This is a genomic window from Pseudomonas sp. MIACH, from assembly GCF_001269925.1.
Classification (GTDB): Bacteria; Pseudomonadota; Gammaproteobacteria; order Pseudomonadales; family Pseudomonadaceae; genus Aquipseudomonas.
In genome coordinates this window covers 13,777-33,257 of record NZ_LHVO01000017.1, presented here as the reverse complement: position 1 = coordinate 33,257, position 19,481 = coordinate 13,777, and the positions used below count along the sequence as shown (strand labels likewise).

General features: G+C 61.5%; 20 protein-coding genes. 14 read left to right on the top strand and 6 right to left on the bottom strand.

The features are described from left to right. Positions 1-58 precede the first annotated feature (58 nt). Positions 59-412 (bottom strand): hydroxyisourate hydrolase, encoded by a 354-nt coding sequence (gene uraH, locus AD670_RS06040; protein WP_053129253.1) that lies wholly within the window; start codon positions 410-412, stop codon positions 59-61. A 380-nt stretch (positions 413-792) separates the two neighbouring features. Between uraH and puuE the strand changes: the two genes are divergently transcribed. The 7 genes from puuE to AD670_RS06005 all read left to right on the top strand — a co-directional run bounded on the left by puuE (position 793) and on the right by AD670_RS06005 (position 7,675). Then, a complete protein-coding gene (gene puuE, locus AD670_RS06035) occupies positions 793-1,719 on the top strand; it encodes an allantoinase PuuE (protein ID WP_053129251.1) in 927 nt (308 codons plus the stop codon). Beyond that, complete coding sequence (gene uraD, locus AD670_RS06030) at positions 1,716-2,231, top strand: 2-oxo-4-hydroxy-4-carboxy-5-ureidoimidazoline decarboxylase (RefSeq protein ID WP_053129249.1); 516 nt, start codon at positions 1,716-1,718, stop codon at positions 2,229-2,231. The genes puuE and uraD overlap by 4 nt, the downstream gene beginning before the upstream one ends. Before the next feature lie 41 nt (positions 2,232-2,272). Continuing rightward, entirely contained in the window at positions 2,273-3,268 is a 996-nt protein-coding gene (gene alc / locus AD670_RS06025) for an allantoicase (protein ID WP_053129245.1), read from the top strand. A gap of 85 nt (positions 3,269-3,353) precedes the next feature. Next, positions 3,354-3,857: an ureidoglycolate lyase gene (locus AD670_RS06020; RefSeq protein WP_027603915.1), complete on the top strand. Its 504-nt coding sequence runs from the start codon at positions 3,354-3,356 to the stop codon at positions 3,855-3,857. Between the two features lie 51 nt (positions 3,858-3,908). Beyond that, positions 3,909-5,198 carry a urate hydroxylase PuuD gene (locus AD670_RS06015; RefSeq protein ID WP_053129242.1) on the top strand — a complete coding sequence of 430 codons (1,290 nt, stop codon included), beginning with the start codon at positions 3,909-3,911 and terminating at the stop codon, positions 5,196-5,198. A gap of 113 nt (positions 5,199-5,311) precedes the next feature. After that, positions 5,312-6,661, top strand: a complete 1,350-nt coding sequence (locus tag AD670_RS06010) for a nucleobase:cation symporter-2 family protein (RefSeq protein ID WP_053129238.1) — start codon at positions 5,312-5,314, stop codon at positions 6,659-6,661. A 228-nt stretch (positions 6,662-6,889) separates the two neighbouring features. Next, on the top strand, positions 6,890-7,675 hold the full coding sequence (locus tag AD670_RS06005) for an outer membrane protein OmpK (protein WP_053129235.1): 786 nt from the start codon (positions 6,890-6,892) through the stop codon (positions 7,673-7,675). 109 nt (positions 7,676-7,784) lie between these two features. On the opposite strand, the gene AD670_RS06000 is transcribed toward AD670_RS06005, so the two are convergent. Together AD670_RS06000 and AD670_RS05995 are read right to left on the bottom strand one after the other, a co-directional pair. Beyond that, positions 7,785-8,915 carry a patatin-like phospholipase family protein gene (locus AD670_RS06000; RefSeq protein WP_053129232.1) on the bottom strand — a complete coding sequence of 377 codons (1,131 nt, stop codon included), beginning with the start codon at positions 8,913-8,915 and terminating at the stop codon, positions 7,785-7,787. Between the two features lie 30 nt (positions 8,916-8,945). Continuing rightward, complete coding sequence (locus tag AD670_RS05995) at positions 8,946-9,881, bottom strand: lipid A biosynthesis lauroyl acyltransferase (protein ID WP_053129229.1); 936 nt, start codon at positions 9,879-9,881, stop codon at positions 8,946-8,948. Between the two features lie 119 nt (positions 9,882-10,000). Between AD670_RS05995 and minC the strand changes: the two genes are divergently transcribed. The 7 genes from minC (at position 10,001) to AD670_RS05965 (ending at position 16,659) form a co-directional block, all read left to right on the top strand. After that, positions 10,001-10,738 carry a septum site-determining protein MinC gene (gene minC, locus AD670_RS05990; protein ID WP_053129226.1) on the top strand — a complete coding sequence of 246 codons (738 nt, stop codon included), beginning with the start codon at positions 10,001-10,003 and terminating at the stop codon, positions 10,736-10,738. Between the two features lie 202 nt (positions 10,739-10,940). Further along, positions 10,941-11,753: a septum site-determining protein MinD gene (gene minD / locus AD670_RS05985; RefSeq protein WP_053129223.1), complete on the top strand. Its 813-nt coding sequence runs from the start codon at positions 10,941-10,943 to the stop codon at positions 11,751-11,753. Between the two features lie 3 nt (positions 11,754-11,756). Then, on the top strand, positions 11,757-12,011 hold the full coding sequence (gene minE / locus AD670_RS05980; protein WP_003175252.1) for a cell division topological specificity factor MinE: 255 nt from the start codon (positions 11,757-11,759) through the stop codon (positions 12,009-12,011). Positions 12,012-12,107: 96 nt separating this feature from the next. Beyond that, on the top strand, positions 12,108-12,743 hold the full coding sequence (locus tag AD670_RS05975) for an RluA family pseudouridine synthase (protein WP_027603908.1): 636 nt from the start codon (positions 12,108-12,110) through the stop codon (positions 12,741-12,743). 105 nt (positions 12,744-12,848) lie between these two features. Then, entirely contained in the window at positions 12,849-14,138 is a 1,290-nt protein-coding gene (locus AD670_RS05970) for a M18 family aminopeptidase (protein WP_053129220.1), read from the top strand. Between the two features lie 135 nt (positions 14,139-14,273). Then, positions 14,274-14,441 (top strand): hypothetical protein, encoded by a 168-nt coding sequence (locus AD670_RS31615; RefSeq protein ID WP_162492707.1) that lies wholly within the window; start codon positions 14,274-14,276, stop codon positions 14,439-14,441. Between the two features lie 52 nt (positions 14,442-14,493). After that, complete coding sequence (locus AD670_RS05965; protein WP_053129218.1) at positions 14,494-16,659, top strand: mechanosensitive ion channel family protein; 2,166 nt, start codon at positions 14,494-14,496, stop codon at positions 16,657-16,659. Between the two features lie 75 nt (positions 16,660-16,734). Here AD670_RS05965 and AD670_RS05960 read toward each other — a convergent pair whose 3' ends face one another. From AD670_RS05960 to AD670_RS05950, 3 genes are all read right to left on the bottom strand, one after another. After that, complete coding sequence (locus AD670_RS05960; RefSeq protein WP_017527671.1) at positions 16,735-16,956, bottom strand: MbtH family protein; 222 nt, start codon at positions 16,954-16,956, stop codon at positions 16,735-16,737. Positions 16,957-17,038: 82 nt separating this feature from the next. Continuing rightward, positions 17,039-18,433, bottom strand: coding sequence for an aspartate aminotransferase family protein (locus AD670_RS05955; protein WP_053129216.1), 1,395 nt, complete (start codon positions 18,431-18,433; stop codon positions 17,039-17,041). Positions 18,434-18,649: 216 nt separating this feature from the next. After that, the gene (locus AD670_RS05950) at positions 18,650-19,417 is read right to left on the bottom strand and encodes an N-acetylmuramoyl-L-alanine amidase (RefSeq protein ID WP_053129214.1); all 768 of its coding nucleotides are present in this window, start codon (positions 19,415-19,417) and stop codon (positions 18,650-18,652) included. Between the last annotated feature and the right edge of the window lie 64 nt (positions 19,418-19,481).

The window sequence follows — 19,481 nt, the reverse complement described above, 5'->3', positions numbered from 1 at the left end:
AGTGTGGGCGGGCAAAAAACCAACGAAGAGCTTTGGGGGTGTGAAGCGAGGTGACGACTCAGCTACCGCGATAAGTGGAGTAGCTGTAAGGCGAAATCAGCAGAGGCACGTGGTAGTGATCCTGTTCGGCACTGATGCCAAAGCGCAGCACCACGACGTCGAGGAAGGCCGGCTCCGGCAATTGCACGCCACGGGCGCGGTAGTAGTCGCCGGCGCTGAATTGCAACTGGTACACGCCGCTGCGGTAGTCATCGCCTTGCAACAGCGGAGCGTCACAGCGGCCGTCGCTGTTGGTCACGGCGGTGCTCACAAGCTCAAGCTGTGCGCCTTCGACGCGGTACAGCTCAACCTGGATGGCGCTGCCGGGGCAGCCGTGGGCGGCGTCCAGTACGTGTGTGGTCAGTCGTCCCATGGGGCGGGGCTCCCTTGCATGAAGTGAAATAGGCTGCACCTTTACGGGGCGCGAAAAAGCCGTGGACGCAACGATTAAGACACTTTTAATAAAAATTGTACACAATAAAAATCACAAAGTTTTGCACACCCTAGCGTACCTCGATCCTCAGCGCGATTTCTCAGCAAGCCTTGCTTTTAAAAGACCTTTTGTCCGTTTACTGACCAACTGGGCAAGTTTCTTGCAATGCTAAGCAACGGCATCCGCGTAGAAAAAATGCGGAAATACAGGCTTACAAAGCGACCATCAAGTTGTATACAATCAGCCCATCGCTGTGACGCCACCCAGTCTTTCCGCTGGCCGCCACACACTTGCTACCACGAACAAGAAGGAAGACTGCAGTGAGCGCTGACTACCCACGCGACCTGATCGGTTACGGCAGTAACCCTCCTCACCCCCATTGGCCGGGCAAGGCGCGCATCGCGCTGTCGTTCGTACTCAACTACGAAGAAGGCGGCGAGCGCAACATTTTGCACGGCGACAAAGAGTCCGAGGCCTTCCTCTCGGAAATGGTCTCGGCCCAGCCACTGCAAGGCGAGCGCAACATGAGCATGGAGTCGCTGTACGAATACGGCAGCCGTGCCGGCGTGTGGCGCATCCTCAAGCTGTTCAAGCAATTCGACATTCCGCTGACCATCTTCGCCGTGGCCATGGCAGCCCAGCGCCACCCGGATGTGATCCGCGCCATGGTCGAAGCCGGCCACGAGATCTGCAGCCACGGCTACCGCTGGATCGACTACCAATACATGGAAGAGGCTCAGGAGCGCGAGCACATGCTCGAAGCTATCCGCATCCTCACCGAACTGACCGGCGAACGCCCGTTGGGCTGGTACACCGGGCGCACCGGCCCGAACACGCGGCGGCTGGTGATGGAGGAAGGCGGCTTCCTCTACGACTGCGACACCTACGACGACGACCTGCCCTACTGGGAACCCAACACCCCCAACGGCAAGCCGCACCTGGTGATCCCCTACACCCTGGACACCAACGACATGCGCTTCACCCAGGTGCAGGGCTTCAACAAGGGCGATGACTTTTTCGAGTACCTCAAGGACGCGTTCGACGTGCTGTATGCCGAAGGCGCCGAGGCTCCGAAGATGTTGTCCATCGGCCTGCACTGCCGCCTGATCGGCCGTCCGGCGCGCCTGGCCGCGCTGAAGCGCTTTATCGAATACGCCAAGGGTCACGAACAGGTCTGGTTCACCCGCCGCGTCGACATTGCCCGCCACTGGCACGCCACCCACCCGTTCCCGGGAGCGGCCAAATGAGCACCTTCCAGACGCTGAAACCCTCGACCTTGAGCCGTGACGCTTTCGTCCACGCCTTCGCCGACATCTACGAACACTCGCCATGGGTGGCCGAAAAGGCCTTCGACCTGGGCCAGGACGCCTCGATCGACCAGATCGAAACCCTGCACCAGCGCATGAGCGACATCCTGTTGAGTGCTGATCATCAAAGCCAACTGGCCCTGATCAACGCTCACCCGGACCTGGCCGGCAAAGCGGCCGTCCAGGGCCAACTCACCCAAGCCAGCACCGATGAGCAAGCTGGCGCGGGGATTCACCAATGCACGGCCGAAGAGTTCTCACGCTTCACCGAGCTGAACGATGCCTACAAGGCCAAGTTCAAGTTTCCCTTCATCATGGCGGTAAAAGGCAGCAACCGGCATCAGATCCTGGCCGCGTTCGAAACGCGCATTCACAACTCGGTAGACGCTGAGTTCAAATGCGCACTGGCCGAGATCAACAAGATCGCGTTGTTCCGTTTACTGACCCTCTAAACGACCATCCCCAGCCACTCTATTTAAGGCAGACAAGAAGAATGAAAGCTTACGCCGTACCTTTCGAGAAGTTCGTCAACCTGGCCGACGCTCGCCTGGGCACCAAGATCATCTCCGTGACGGATGACTGGTTCGCAGACGCCAACCGCCTGTTCCAGCCGACCCCGGCCGTGTGGAAGGAGGGCGTTTTCGATGACAACGGCAAGTGGATGGACGGCTGGGAGTCACGCCGCAAGCGCTTCGAAGGCTACGACAGCGCCGTGATCCGCCTGGGCGTACCGGGTTCGATCAAGGGCGTGGACATCGACACCTCATTCTTCACCGGCAACTACCCGCCGTCGGCGTCCCTGGAAGCCTGCTTCCTGGCCTCGGGCGAGCCTGACGACAACACCCAGTGGGTAGAAGTCCTGTCGGCCGTCGAGTTGCAAGGCAACAGCCACCACTACCACGAGATCAGCAACGACCAGGCGTTCAGCCACCTGCGTTTCAACATCTACCCGGATGGCGGCGTGGCGCGTCTGCGTGTGTACGGCGTGCCGTTCCGCGATTGGTCTTCGGTGGGCGACAACGAACAGATCGACCTCGCCGCAGCCTTGAACGGCGGTCGCGCACTGGCGTGTTCCGACGAGCACTTCGGCCGCATGAGCAACATTCTCAACCCAGGCCGTGGCGTCAACATGGGCGATGGCTGGGAAACCGCCCGCCGTCGCACGCCAGGCAATGACTGGGTGATCGTCGCCCTGGGCCACCCCGGCGAAATCGAGAAAATCATCGTCGACACCCTGCACTTCAAGGGCAACTACCCGGACACCTGCTCGATCCAGGGCGCCTTCGTGAAGGGCGGCACCGACAGCCAGATCGAAACCCAGTCGCTGTTCTGGCGCGAGCTGCTGCCGGCGCAGAAACTGGAAATGCACGCCGAACACACCTTCGCCGAGCAGATCAAGGCACTGGGCCCGATCACCCACATCCGCCTGAACGTGTTCCCGGATGGCGGTGTGAGCCGCCTGCGCGTACTGGGTAAAGTTTCGAAGTAAGCAGTGAACCCCTGTGGCGAGTGGGCTTGCCCCGCTCGCCACAGGAACTGAATGACACAACACAGAATTCGGATAAGAGACAGCCATGCGCACACTGATGATCGAACCCCTGACCAAAGAAGCCTTCGCCCCTTTCGGAGACGTTATCGAAACCGATGGCAGCGATCACTTCATGATCAACAACGGGTCGACCATGCGCTTTCACAAGCTGGCAACGGTAGAAACCGCACAGCCTGAAGACAACGCGATCATCAGCATCTTCCGCGCCGACGCGCTGGATATGCCGCTGACCGTGTGCATGCTGGAGAGACACCCGCTGGGCAGCCAGGCCTTCATTCCGCTGCTCGGCAACCCCTTTCTGATCGTGGTCGCGCCACTTGGCGATGCACCTGTATCAGGCTTGGTCCGCGCCTTCGTCACCAACGGCAGGCAGGGCATTAATTACCATCGCGGCGTCTGGCACCACCCGGTGCTGACGATCGAAAAGCGGGATGACTTCCTGGTGGTTGATCGCAGTGGCACAGGCAATAACTGCGATGAGCATTTTTTCAAAGAGGATGAGCGGTTGATCCTCGCCCCCCACCAATAAGAGAAGGCCGGATCACCCGACAACAAGGGTGACAGGCGAGAGGTAAAGACTGTGGAAGCACATCTGTTGGAATGGCTGAACCTCAGCGTGCGCTGGGTTCACATGATCACTGGCGTCGCCTGGATCGGCGCTTCGTTCTACTTCGTCTGGCTGGAAAACAACCTCAACCGCGTCAACCCCAAGGACGGCCTGTCCGGTGACTTGTGGGCGATCCACGGTGGCGGTATCTACCACCTGGAAAAATACAAACTGGCCCCGCCGACCATGCCGGACAACCTGCACTGGTTCAAATGGGAAGCCTACTTCACCTGGATGTCGGGCGTCGCGCTGCTGTGCGTGGTGTTCTACCTCAACCCGACGCTGTACCTGCTCGCCCCTGGCAGCAGCCTCAGCGGCAGCGAAGGCGTATTGCTGGGCATCGGCTCACTGTTCGCCGGTTGGTTCATCTACTCCTTCCTCTGCGACTCGGCCCTGGGCAAACGCCCTGCCCTGCTCGGCTTGATCCTGTTCGTGCTGTTGATTGCCGCCGCGTACGGCTTCAGCAAAGTGTTCAGCGGCCGGGGTGCGTACCTGCATGTAGGCGCAGTGATTGGCACCATCATGGTCGGTAACGTGTTCCGCATCATCATGCCGGCGCAGCGCGCGCTGGTGGCGGCGATCGCAGAGAACCGCACGCCTGACCCGGCACTGCCGGCCAAGGGGCTGCTGCGTTCACGGCACAACAACTACTTCACCCTGCCCGTGCTGTTCATCATGATCAGCAACCACTTCCCGAGCACCTACGGCAGCCAATACAACTGGCTGATCCTGGCCGGGATCGCGGTGGCGGCGGTGTTGGTACGGCACTACTTCAACACTCGGCATAACAGCCAGAAGTATGCGTGGACCTTGCCGGTGGGTGCGTTGGCCATGATTTGCCTGGCGTATGTGACCGGGCCCAAGCCGGCCGAACCGATTGCCAAGGCACCTGCGGCCATCGAGTACCAACCGTTGCCGGAAACCGCATTGGGCGGTGGCTTGAAACCTGCCGCGCCTGCGGCGACCGAACCTGCTGCCGCACCTGCGCCCGCCCAGGCGACGATTGATTTCGACAAGGTCCACGGGGTGATCCAGGAACGCTGCGCCGTGTGCCATTCGGCCAAGCCCACCAGCCCGTTGTTCAGCACCGCGCCGGCCGGGGTGATGTTCGATACCCCGGCGCAGATCCAGCAACAGGCGGCGCGTATCCAGGCGCAGGCGGTGGCGAGCCAGATCATGCCGCTGGGCAACATCACCCAGATGACCCAGCAGGAGCGGGATTTGATTGGCACTTGGATCAACCAGGGGGCGCGTACCAACTAACAGATTCACATAGTTCCAATGTGGGAGGGCAAGCCCCCCTCCCACAGGGGACTGCAGTGATTTAGAGATTGCGTTCCACACAACACAACAATAAAAAAGATCCGAGGTGTTGCATGACCGAGTTAGTCGAACCGCAGATTCCTGCCGCGCCCGCCATGGTGCGGCTGCCCCTCTTGCAACTGATTCTGGTAGGCCTGCAACACGTCTTGCTGATGTACGGCGGCGCCGTCGCCGTACCTCTGATCATTGGCCAGGCCGCCGGCCTGAGCCGTGAAGAAATCGCCTTTCTGATCAACGCCGACCTGCTGGTAGCCGGCATCGCCACCCTGGTGCAGTCGTTCGGCATCGGCCCGGTGGGCATCCGTATGCCGGTGATGATGGGCGCCAGTTTCGCCGCCGTCGGCAGCATGGTCGCCATGGCCGGCATGCCCGGTATCGGCCTGCAGGGGATCTTCGGCGCCACCATTGCCGCGGGGTTCTTCGGCATGCTGATCGCGCCGTTCATGTCCAAGGTCGTGCGTTTCTTTCCGCCGCTGGTAACCGGCACGGTGATCACCGCGATTGGCCTGTCGCTGTTTCCGGTGGCCGTGAATTGGGCCGGTGGCGGCAGCGCGGCGGCCACCTTCGGCTCACCGATTTACCTGGCAATTGCCGCCCTGGTACTGGCCACCATCCTGCTGATCAACCGCTTCATGCGCGGTTTCTGGGTGAATATCTCGGTGCTGATCGGCATGGGCCTGGGTTACGCCTTGTGCGGCATCCTCGGCATGGTCGACCTCAGCGGCCTGGCGCAGGCGCCGTGGGTGCAAGTGGTGACGCCACTGCATTTCGGCATGCCCAAATTCGAGTTGGCGCCGATCCTGTCGATGTGCCTGGTGGTGGTGATCATCTTTGTCGAATCCACCGGGATGTTCCTTGCGCTGGGCAAGATCACTGATCAGGAGGTCACGCCGAAGATGCTGCGCCGTGGCCTGCTGTGTGATGCCGGCGCGTCGTTCTTCGCCGGCTTCTTCAACACCTTCACCCACTCTTCCTTCGCGCAGAATATCGGCCTGGTGCAAATGACCGGCGTGCGTTGCCGCTCGGTGACGATCATGGCGGGCGCCTTTCTGATTGTGCTCAGCCTGTTGCCCAAGGCCGCGTATCTGGTGGCGTCGATTCCCCCGGCGGTGCTCGGCGGAGCGGCGATTGCCATGTTCGGCATGGTGGCGGCCACCGGCATCAAGATCCTCCAGGAGGCCGACATCGCTGATCGTCGCAACCAGTTGCTGGTGGCGGTGAGCATCGGCATGGGCCTGATTCCCGTGGTGCGCCCGGAGTTCTTCGCACAGTTGCCACTGTGGATGAGCCCGATCACCCACAGCGGCATCGCCATGGCCACCCTCAGTGCGCTGTCGCTGAATATCCTGTTCAACATTCTTGGCGGCGCTGAACGCCCCGCAGTCGACCCCGCCCACACCTGACGCATGCCCCATTGTCGCCCTGTGCGCGCTGTAACGGCGCACTTGAGCCCTGACGTGGGAGCCAGTATTCTCCGCGCCCGCTTGAATCGACGGTTCTTTACCGCCTTGGCGCGGCTCTTGCTGTAGCAATAAAGCTGACCATTTAGACCACTTTTGCAATAACCCAAAGGCGCCATACCAGAGCGCCTACTTAGAAAAACCATAAAACTTTAACTCGGGAGCAACCGAATGAAACCTATGTTCAAAGGCCTGATGCTGGCGGGATCCCTGCTGGCTGGCGGCCAGGCCGTGGCGGGTGACTTGTTGCAGTGGCAGAACAACAGCCTGACGTATCTGTGGGGCAAGAGCTTTACCGTCAACCCACAGATCCAGCAAACCGTCACGTTCGAACATGCCGATGCCTGGAAGTACGGCGACAACTTCGTCTTCGTCGACCGCATCTTTTACAACGGCAAGGAAGACGGCAACGTCGGCCCAAACACGTATTACGGTGAGATCAGCCCGCGACTGTCGTTCGGTAAGATTTTCGACCAGGACCTGTCCTTCGGCCCGATCAAGGACGTATTGCTGGCCTTCACGTATGAGTTTGGCGAAGGCGATAACGAGTCGTACCTGCTGGGCCCGGGCTTTGACCTGAACGTCCCTGGCTTTGACTACTTCCAGCTGAACTTCTACCAGCGCCAGACCGAAGGCAATCGCCCGGGTGATGGCGTCTGGCAGATCACTCCGGTGTGGGCGTACACCCTTCCCGTGGGCAACTCCGACATCCTGATCGACGGCTTTATGGATTGGGTAGTGGACAACGACAAGAACGCCCGTGGCACTTACCACGCCAACCTGCACTTCAACCCGCAGGTCAAATACGACTTGGGCAAGGCGCTGCATTGGGGCGACAAGCAGCTGTATGTGGGTTTTGAATACGACTACTGGAAGAACAAGTACGGGATCGAAGACTCCGGCGCGTTCAAGACGACCCAGGACACGGCGAGCTTCCTGGTCAAGTATCACTTCTAAAAGCCACTGCAAGACAAATGTGGGAGGGGGCTTGCTCCCGATAGCGAAGTGTCAGTCACTCTATTTGTTGACTGACACACTGCTATCGGGAGCAAGCCCCCTCCCACATTCAGATAGGCGGCAGGCACAGGAACCGCATGATCTCTTCACGCTTGGCCAGCGCATCCTTGCGGCCCAACTCAATCAACTCGCTGCAATACCCCGCCTCGAACAGCAAGTAACTCAGCACCCCCGCCCCGCTCGTCTTGGTCGCCCCCGGCCCACGCAAGAACAAGCGCAACGCCGCCGGTAATTCCTGCCGATGGCGCGCCGCGATTTCGTCGATCGGCTGGCTGGGCGCAATCACCAGCACGTCCACCGACGCCAGCCCAGGCGCGACATGACTGAACTGATTCAAGCGCTCCAACAGCTCGATATCACTTTCCAGGCTGTCAATGAACGTGCTGTTGAGCATATGCCCACCGATCTGTGCCAGCGTCGGTTCCTGGCCGGTGTAGGTGCGTTGCGCCGACGGCTCATTGCCCCGTGGGTTGCCGCTGACGCCGACCACCAGCACGCGGGTCGCCCCCAGGTGCAGCGCCGGGCTGATGGGAGCGGATTGGCGCACCGCGCCGTCGCCGAAATATTCCTGGTCGAGCTTCACCGGGGCGAACAGCAAGGGGATCGCCGAACTGGCCAACAGGTGCTCAACCGTCAGTTGCGTCGGCACGCCGATACGCCGATGGCGCAACCATGCATCGATGGTGCCGCCACCTTGATAGAAGGTCACCGCTTGCCCGGACTCATAGCCGAAGGCCGTGACGGCCACCGCATGCAGATGCTTTTGGCGGATGGCGTCGTCGATCCCCGCTAAATGCAGCTTGTCCTGCAACAACTCACGCAGCGGCGAACTGTTGAGCAGCGCCACCGGCAACTGCCTGCCCAGGCCCAACAAGCTATGGGTGAAGAAGCGACTCGCCTGGCGCACCACCCCCGGCCAATCGCTGCGCAATACCAGGTGACTGCGAAAGCCCTGCCAGAATGCGGTCAGGCGCTGGATGGCCGCCGTGAAATCCATCGCACCACTGGCCAGGCTCACGGCATTGATCGCGCCGGCCGAGGTGCCGACGATCACCGGAAAAGGATTCGGCGCCCCCGGCGGCAACAGCTCGGCAATCGCCGCCAATACGCCCACCTGATACGCCGCTCGCGCCCCGCCGCCGGAAAGAATCAAGCCTGTAACCGGTTCAGCTGGGCGCATTGCATCACTCCGTGTGGGGAAAAGTCGGTTTTAGCGACGGCGTTTTTCGTACAGTTTGGGCTCACCCGGTGGCCGGCTCTTGAAGCGGCGGTGGGTCCATAGGTATTGCTCGGGGCACTCACGCACCGAGGCTTCGACCCATTGGTTGATGCGCAGGCAGTCCACCTCATCGCTTTCGCCGGGGAAGTCGGTCAACGGCGGGTGGATCACCAGGCGGTAACCGCTGCCGTCCGCCAGGCGCTCCTGGGTGAACGGCACCACCAGCGCCTTGCCCAGCTTGGCGAACTTGCTGGTGGCGGGCACGGTGGCGGCCTGGATGCCGAACAGCGGCACGAAGATGCTTTGCTTGGCGCCGTAGTCCTGGTCCGGCGCGTACCAGATCGCGCGGCCGGCACGCAGCAGCTTGAGCATGCCGCGCACGTCCTCGCGCTCGACCGCCAGGGAATCGAGGTTGTGCCGCTCGCGGCCACGGCGCTGGATAAAATCAAACAGCGGGTTGCCGTGCTCGCGGTACATGCCATCAATGGTGTGCTTCTGGCCCAGCAGCGCCGCGCCGATTTCCAGGGTGGTGAAGTGCAGGGCCATGAGGATCACGCCCTTGCCATCCAACTGGGCCTGTTTGAGGTGCTGCAGGCCTTCGACATGGGCCAGGCGCGCCAGGCGCTGGCGCGACCACCACCAGCTCATGGCCATTTCAAAGAAGGCGATGCCAGTGGACGCGAAGTTCTCCTTGAGCAGCTGTTTGCGCTCTTTGGCGGATTTTTCCGGGAAGCACAGTTCCAGGTTGCGTGCGGCGATGCGGCGACGTTCGCCGGCCACACGGTACATGCCGGCGCCCAGCAGCCGACCAATGGTCAGCAGCGCGCGGTACGGCAGTTGGGTGACCAGCCACAGCAGGCCGAGTCCCAGCCATAACAGCCAAAAGCGCGGGTGAAAAAATACAGCTCGAAAACGCGGGCGATCCATTACAGATTCCGGGAAAGACAGGGCCGCGCATTCTACAACGGTTCGACTCGGCTTGCGGCCAGTGAGTGTTCTCGTTATAAGTCTCGACACTTTTCGTGACAAGCCGCTTTTTGCCGACCATGAGCCAAACCGAACCGCTAGACCAAGATCCCGTGTTCCAGCTGAAAGGCAGCATGCTCGCCATTACCGTGCTGGAACTGGCCCGCAACGACCTCGACGCCCTGGATCGCCAGCTCGCTGCCAAGGTCGCCCTGGCGCCGAACTTCTTCAACAACGCCCCGCTGGTGCTGGCCCTGGACAAACTGCCGGCCGGCCAGGGCAGCATCGACCTGCCCGGGCTGATGCGCGTATGCCGCTCCCACGGACTGCGTACCCTGGCGATTCGTGCCAGCCGTATCGAAGACATCGCCGCCGCCATCGCCATTGAACTGCCAGTACTGCCGCCGTCCGGCGCGCGTGAGCGCCCATTGGAACCTTTGGTCGGCGAAGTGAAGAAAAAACCGGAAAAACCCGCGGAACCGACGATCAAGCCTACAAAGATCATCACCACGCCCGTACGCGGCGGACAGCAGATTTACGCCCAGGGCGGCGACCTTGTGGTGATCTCCTCGGTCAGTCCCGGCGCGGAACTTCTTGCTGATGGCAATATCCATGTATACGGCCCGATGCGCGGACGCGCCCTCGCCGGCATCAAGGGTGATACCAAGGCGCGTATTTTTTGCCAGCAGTTGACCGCTGAACTAGTGTCCATCGCAGGCCAGTACAAGGTTTCAGAAGATTTGCGCCGGGATCCGCTGTGGGGAGCCGGGGTGCAGGTCAGCCTGTCGGGCGATGTGTTGAACATCATCCGTCTTTAACGGATACTGCCGCATTTTCCAAGCATCTCTAGACTCTGATAGCAAAGCGAAACTGGCAAGACTTGCGTAGGAAAAGTTGGAAGTTAGCGTTTTCCTTAGGGAGACCCCATCTTTTTCCTACAAGGGCTGTCCGCCTGCGGCGAGTTCCAAGAGATGTTTTTCAGGGACTATAAAGGTCCTTTTTCCTTAGGGGTGAAACACCTTGGCCAAGATTCTCGTGGTTACATCCGGCAAGGGTGGTGTGGGTAAGACCACCACCAGCGCCGCTATCGGTACCGGCCTCGCTCTGCGCGGCCACAAGACAGTCATCGTCGACTTCGACGTCGGTTTGCGTAACCTCGACCTGATCATGGGCTGCGAACGCCGCGTGGTGTACGACTTCGTCAACGTGGTGAACGGCGAAGCCAACCTGCAACAGGCCCTGATCAAGGACAAGCGCCTTGAAAACCTGTACGTACTGGCCGCCAGCCAGACCCGAGACAAAGACGCGCTGACCAAAGAAGGCGTAGGCAAAGTCCTCGCCGAGCTGAAGGAAACCTTCGAATTCGTGGTGTGCGACTCTCCGGCCGGGATCGAAACCGGTGCTCACCTGGCGATGTACTTCGCCGATGAAGCCATCGTCGTGACCAACCCGGAAGTCTCGTCGGTACGCGACTCGGACCGCATGCTCGGCCTGTTGGCCAGCAAGTCCCAGCGCGCCGAGAAAGGTGAAGACCCGATCAAGGAACACCTGCTGCTCACCCGCTACAACCCTGAGCGCGTCAGCAACGGCGAAATGCTCGGTGTTGAAGACGTCAAGGACATCCTCGCAGTGACCCTGCTGGGCGTGATCCCGGAATCCCAGGCGGTACTGAAGGCTTCCAACCAGGGCGTCCCGGTGATTCTTGACGACCAAAGCGACGCCGGCCAGGCGTACAGCGATGCAGTTGATCGCTTGCTGGGCAAGACCGTGGAACATCGCTTCCTCGATGTTAAGAAGAAGGGATTCTTCGAGCGTATCTTTGGAGGCAACTAAACAATGAAATTTCTCGACTTCTTTCGCGCCAACAAAAAGCCAAGCACCGCGTCGGTCGCGAAAGAGCGTCTACAGATCATCGTGGCGCACGAACGCGGCCAACGCAGTACCCCGGATTACCTGCCCGCCTTGCAGAAGGAACTGGTCGAGGTGATCCGCAAGTACGTCAATATCGGCAACGATGACGTGCATGTCGCCCTTGAAAACGACGGCAGCTGCTCGATTCTGGAACTCAATATCACCCTGCCTGATCGTTGATCGAACAGGCGGCCGCCACGGCGGCTCGGTCACCTTGATGCCTTTGCGGGCACCGGGTGGTCGAGCCGCCGTTGGCGTTTGTTACGAGGCTGTTTAATGCCGCTGTCCACTATTCATATCCTGCATCAGGACGACGCTGTCCTGGTGGTGAACAAGCCGACCCTGCTGCTCTCGGTGCCTGGCCGCGCCGATGACAACAAGGATTGCCTGATCACCCGCCTGCAGGAAAACGGCTACCCCGAAGCCCGCATCGTCCATCGCCTGGACTGGGAAACCTCGGGGATCATCCTGCTGGCCCGGGACGCCGATACCCATCGCGAACTGTCCCGCCAGTTCCACGACCGCGAAACCGAAAAGGCCTACACCGCCCTCGCCTGGGGCCAACCGGAACTGGACAGCGGCAGCATCGACCTGCCCTTGCGCTACGACCCGCCGACCAAACCACGCCATGTGGTGGATCACGAGTTCGGCAAGCACGCGCTGACCTTCTGGAAAGTCCTGGAACGTTGTGGCGACTGGTGCCGCGTCGAGCTGACGCCAATCACCGGCCGCTCGCACCAGTTGCGTGTGCATATGCTGTCGATCGGGCATCCGTTGCTCGGTGACGGCCTGTATGCCCACGAACAGGCCCTGGCTGCGTGGCCGCGCCTGTGCCTGCACGCCAGCATGCTGAGCTTCACTCATCCGCAAAGCGGTGAGCGCTTGCGCTTTGAGTGCCCTGCACCGTTCTAAAGCTGCAAATTGGGAGGGGGATTCGACTTGCCCCCTCCCACATTTGTTCTGTGCACTTCTCGCCCTCGAACGGTAAACTCCGCGCATTGCTGTCTGGAGCTATTTATGCGCGAAGCGTTGAATCAAGGCCTGATCGACTTCCTCAAGGCCTCCCCTACTCCTTTTCATGCCACTGCCGCCCTGGCCCAGCGCCTGGAAGCGGCCGGTTTCCAGCGCCTCGATGAGCGCGAAACCTGGGCCACCGAAGCCAACGGTCGCTACTACGTGACCCGCAACGATTCCTCGATCATTGCCTTCAAGCTCGGCCGCCACTCGCCGTTGCAAGGCGGGATTCGCCTGGTCGGCGCCCATACCGACAGCCCGTGCCTGCGGGTCAAGCCCCAGCCAGAGCTGCAACGCCAGGGCTTCTGGCAACTTGGCGTGGAAGTCTACGGCGGCGCGCTGCTGGCGCCGTGGTTCGACCGCGACCTGTCCCTGGCCGGCCGCGTCACCTTCCGTCGTGACGGCAAGGTCGAAAGCCAACTGATCGACTTCAAGCTGCCCATCGCAATCATCCCCAACCTGGCTATTCACCTGAACCGTGAAGCCAACCAGGGCTGGGCGATCAATGCCCAGACCGAATTGCCGCCGATCCTCGCGCAATTTGCCGGTGATGAACGCGTGGACTTCCGGGCCGTGCTCACCGAGCAACTGGCTCGCGAACATGGGCTCAACGCCGACGTGGTGCTCGACTACGAGTTGAGCTTCTACGACACCCAGAGCGCCGCCGTGATCGGCCTCAATGGCGACTTTATCGCCGGTGCGCGCCTCGATAACCTGCTGTCGTGCTACGCCGGCCTGCAAGCCCTGCTCACCAGCGAGACCGACGAAACGTGCGTGCTGGTGTGCAACGACCACGAAGAAGTCGGTTCCTGCTCGGCCTGCGGCGCCGATGGCCCGATGCTGGAGCAGACCCTGCGTCGCCTCTTGCCGGAAGGTGATGAATTCGTACGCACCATTCAGAAATCCCTGCTGGTTTCCGCTGACAACGCCCACGGCGTACACCCCAACTACGCCGACAAGCACGACGCCAACCACGGCCCCAAGCTCAACGCCGGCCCGGTGATCAAGGTCAACAGTAACCAGCGCTACGCCACCAACAGCGAGACCGCCGGGTTCTTCCGCCACCTGTGCATGGCCCAGGAAGTGCCGGTGCAAAGCTTTGTGGTGCGCAGCGACATGGGCTGCGGTTCGACCATCGGCCCGATCACTGCCAGCCACCTGGGCGTGCGTACGGTGGACATCGGTTTGCCGACGTTTGCCATGCACTCCATCCGTGAGCTGTGCGGCAGCCATGACCTGGCGCATTTGGTGAAGGTGTTGGGCGCGTTCTACGCCAGCCACGACCTGCCCTGATCAAACCTCCTGTAGGCGCTGGCTTGCCAGCGCCTACAGGAAATCCAACCTGACACATATCAACCCCACCTTCTGTAATCCGACCTAGACTTGTCAGTATTCCCACTTCGACAAGGCCGTCGCCCCATGATTTCCATGTCTTCTTTCCACGCCATGCTTATCCCTATTCTGATCGGCATGATCATGCTCGCCGTCGGCTTCAACTTCCGCGACAAACCCCTGGGCGTGTTCGGCATGTGGATCGGCATGCTGCTGATCCTGGGCACCGTGGTGTACAAGATCCTCGCCAAACTGGCCGAATGACGCTTGCACTCGTACACTCGCTCAACCCGTCGTTTTCAAGGTTGACCGCCTCGTGCTTTCCCGTCTGTTTGCCCTGCCCTGCTGCTTCCTGATCGCCCTGCTCACGCTGCTGCCGCTCTCGCCCGCCCAAGCGGTGGGCTTGCCCGGGCTGCTCAGCACCAACAAGGCCCAACCCCAGGCCGACGTGCCGTTGGGGCAGTCGCTGGACGAGGTGATCAAGACCCTGGAAAACGACCAGCAGCGCACCCAACTGCTGAGCGACCTTAAGAAGCTGCGCGCCGCCACCCAGAAAGCCCAGCCCGCCGCCGAGCAAGGTGTACTCGGGCTGATCGGCAGCACGCTGTCGGGCCTGGAGCAGCAGTTCTCCGGCGCCGACAGCCCATTGGGGCGCTGGTCGAATGAAATCGACCTGGCCAAGGATGAACTCAGCGCACTGATGCTGCCGGCCAGCGAATGGTTGCCGATCATTTTCGGCTTTGCCATGATCCTCGCAGTGTGGAGCTTGCTGGCTGCCATATTGATCTGGCTGAGCCACCGGGTACGCGAGCGCTTCGGCCTGCCCGAGGAGCTGCCGCAACACCCCCGCACCTGGGACATGCTGCGCTTTGCCCTGCGCAAACTGGGGCCCTGGCTGATCGCGCTGGTAATCACGGTTTACCTGAGCTACGCCCTGCCCTCGTCCCTGGGCAAATCCCTGGCGATGGTGCTGGCTTACGCGTTGGTGGTCGGCACCTGTTTCTCGGCCATCTGTGTGATTGCCTTCTCGGTACTCGACGGCCCGCACCGCCACCGTGCGCTGTACATCCTGCGCCACCAGGCCTTCCGCCCGCTGTGGTGGATCGGCAGCTTCGCCGCCTTTGGCGAAGCCTTGAGCGACCCGCGACTGGTCGTCGCGCTTGGCCAGCACCTGGCCCACACGGCGGCCACGGTCGCCAATGTGATGGCCGCACTGTCCACCGGTGTGTTTATCCTGCGTTTCCGGCGCCCGATCGCCCACCTGATCCGCAACCAGCCGCTGTCACGCCGCCTGACCCGCCGCGCCCTCAGCGATACGATCGAGATCATCGGTACCTTCTGGTACATCCCCGCCTTGCTGTTGGTGGGTATTTCGCTGTTCGCCACCTTCGTCTCCGCCGGCGACACCAGCACCGCCCTGCGCCAGTCGCTGTTGTGCACGGTGTTGCTGGTGTTGTGCATGGTGATCAACGGCCTGGTGCGTCGTCATGCGCTCAAGCCGCAACGCGGGCACAAGCGTCATGCGCTGTATTCCGAGCGCCTGAAGAGCTTCGTCTACACCCTCGCCCATCTGGTGGTGTGGCTGGTGTTTATCGAACTGGGGCTGCGGGTCTGGGGCCTGTCGCTGATTCGCTTTACCGAAGGCGACGGCCATGAAATCAGCGTCAAGCTGTTCGGCCTGGGCGGCACGCTGCTGTTCGCCTGGCTGATCTGGATCCTCAGCGACACCGCGATCCACCACGCCCTGACCCGCTCGCGCAAAGGCCTGGCCAATGCCCGCGCGCAGACGATGATGCCGCTGATCCGCAACGTGCTGTTCGTGACCATCTTCATCATCGCCGCCATCGTCGCCCTGGCGAACATGGGCATGAACGTCACGCCGCTGCTGGCCGGTGCCGGTGTGATCGGCCTGGCTATCGGTTTTGGCGCACAGTCGCTGGTGGCCGACCTGATCACCGGCCTGTTCATCATCATCGAAGACTCCCTGGCGATTGATGACTACGTGGACGTCGGCGGCCACCTCGGTACCGTCGAAGGCCTGACCATCCGCACCGTGCGCCTGCGCGACATTGACGGCATCGTGCACACCATCCCGTTCAGCGAGATCAAGAGCATCAAGAACTACTCACGGGAGTTCGGCTACGCGATCTTCCGGGTGGCGATTCCCTACAACATGGAAATCGACGATGCGATCAAGCTGATGCGCGACGTCGGCCAGAAAATGCGCAACGACCCGCTGCAACGCCGCAATATCTGGTCGCCGCTGGAGATCCAGGGGGTGGAAAGTTTCGAGTCTGGCAGCGCGATCCTGCGCGCGCGGTTCAAGACGGCACCGATCAAACAGTGGGAAGTGTCGCGGGCGTTCAACTTGTCGCTCAAACGGCACCTGGACGAAGCCGGGCTGGACCTGGCCACGCCGCGCTTGAGTGTGCAGGTGGTGACGGGGGCTTCGGGTGGGTTGGAGAAGGACAAGAACGCGTAGGGTCATGACGAATGTGATGAGCTTGTTGTGGCGAGCGGGCTTGCCACAACAGGCCGGTCTACTGCAGGTTTTGTGTCAGGCCAGCGCTGCACCGTCCATCTTCTGGCGCAGGCTCAACGGACGCATATCGGTCCAGGTTTCTTCGATGTAGGCCAGGCACTCTTTCTTCAGGCCGCTCTTGCCCACGGTGCGCCAGCCTTCCGGCACGGCCTTGTAGTCGGGCCAGATGGAATACTGTTCTTCATGGTTGACCACTACCTGAAACAGGATGTCGTCGCGGTCAAATACTGAGGTCATTGCTGTTCTCCATCGCTCAAAGGCTGGCTGCGCACCACGCGCAGCGCTGATATCTGTAGAAACGTACCAAGGCGCCGAAAAATTAGAGGCTGGCGACGGCAGCTGCCAGGGCGCGTCCGAAGATCTCGGCGACGCTGTCGACTTCAGCCGCAGTGATCACCAGCGGCGGCAAGAAGCGCACCACGCTGCCATGCCGCCCGCCGAGTTCCAGGATCAGGCCACGCTTGAGGCACTCGCGCTGTACCAGCGGTGCCAGCTGGCGATGGACCGGTGGATGGCCCTGGATGTCCAGGGTGCCGTGCGGGTCCACCAACTCCACGCCGAGCATCAGCCCGCGCCCGCGAATATCCCCCAGGTGCGGGTAGTCGCGCTGCAGGATGCGCAGGTGTTCGCCCAGGCGCTCGCCCATGGCCGTCGCATGGCCGGCCAGGTCGTGCTCCTTGAGGTAGCGCATCACCGCCGACCCCGCCGCCATGGCCATCTGATTGCCACGGAACGTCCCGGCATGGGCGCCCGGCAGCCAGGTGTCGAGCCAGTCGCGGTACACCACCACCGCCAACGGCAGGCTGCCGCCGATGGCCTTGGACATCACCACCACATCCGGGATGATGCCGGCGTGTTCGAAGGCAAACATCTTGCCGGTCCGGCCAAAGCCGCTCTGGATCTCATCGACGATCAACGCCACCCCCGCCTGCTCGGTGATGCGCCGCAGGCCGCGCAGCCAGTCGAGATCGGCCGGGATCACCCCGCCCTCGCCCTGCACCACCTCGACAATCACCGCCGCCGGCAGCAACACCCCGGCTTCGGGATCGTTGAGCAGGTTTTCCAGGTAATGCAGATTGACCCGCACGCCTTCTGCGCCGCCCAGTCCGAACGGGCAACGGTAGTCATACGGGAATGGCAGGAATTGCACGCCATTGCCGAGCAAGGCGCCCAAGGGTTTTTTCGGCCCCAGGCTACCCATCAGGCTCAGCGCGCCCTGGCTCATGCCGTGATAACCGCCCTGGAACGACAGCACCGTGCTACGTCCGGTAGCGGTGCGCACCAACTTCAACGCGGCTTCCACCGCATCGGTACCCGTAGGGCCGCAGAACTGGATCTTGGCTTCCCGCGCCAGTTGCGCCGGCAGCAGGCCGAACAGGTCCTGCACGAACTGGTCCTTGACCGGCGTGGTCAGGTCCAGGGTGTGCAGTGGCAGTTCGTCGCTCAGCACTTGCTGGATGGCTTCGATCACGACCGCGTGGTTGTGCCCCAACGCCAAGGTGCCGGCGCCGGCCAGGCAGTCGATGAAACGGCGGCCTTCCACGTCTTCCACATAGATCCCCTTGGCACGCTTGAGCGCCAGGGGGATGCGCCGTGGGTAACTGCGGGCGTTGGATTCCTGCTGGCGCTGGCGCGCCAGCAATGGGGTTTCATCAAACTGATAAAGCGTTTCATGCACCTGGGTATCTTCGATACGGCTGGTAGCGACTGACATCTCTCGACCCCTCAATACGCGGATGATGGTGACCAAACTGCCGATCCGTTGGCGTCTGGCCCAAGGGCATGCGCACGGATTTCCTGTTCTGGAAACGCACCAGCTTCAAGCGGATTTAGGGGCTGTTGTCGGTAACTGATTTATGAAGACCCAACTGTGCGAGGGGGCAAGTCGAATCGTCGCACCGCCCCCTCCACATTTGAATTGCGCGCAGCTTCACAGTCCACGGTACTTTTCATTCAGGGCATACAGGATCGCGCAGGTCTCGGCATCCAACACGCCACAATAATCCCGCGCCCGAAAGTGCATCTGAAACGCCCGGGTCCTCTGCTCGAACGCCTGGCGATTCTGCGCCGGCTTATAGCCATAGCGCTGGAATGCCCGCTCCACCTCCACTTCAGGCGGCAACGCGACACAGAACCGGCGCTGGTACATGGCCCGCGTCGACTCGTCGAACCACGCCCCCACTCCCGCCTCGAACAAACCGCGCCACGGCAGGCGTGGTCCCGGATCGCTCTTGCGCCAGTACGCCACGTCCGAGTGCCCGAGAATGTCGGTCGGGCCGATCTGTGGGTGGCGCCCAAGCATGTCGCGCAGCAACGCAATCAACGCCGCCACCTGCTCCTGGCCGTAGGCGGGAAAGGTGAATGTGCCCCCGTCGTCCCGGGCCAGGTTGACGATCTCGATGCCGATCGCCCGACTGTTGAGGTTGTCGCGCCCGCCCCAATGACTCGCTCCGGCATGCCAGGCGCGCTGGTTTTCGTGGACCAGACGAAACACGCGTAACTCGTCATACCCGGCGGCGCGGTAGCCGGGCTCGTCTGGATCAGGCAGCAGGTAATGAGCGCTGACGCCGTTTTGCGTCAGGGTGCGCAAGGAGGATGTGAAAGGCGCCGCTGTGTAATGCAGCACCACCTGACGCACAGGTTCGCCGTTACGTTCGTTGAAATCCCTGGCTGGGAAACTGGTATCGATGACCAACATAAGAACCGTCCTTTTCAATACAGGCCGAGTCTTTCGGCCCGTTCAAGCGCAAAAAATTACCGCC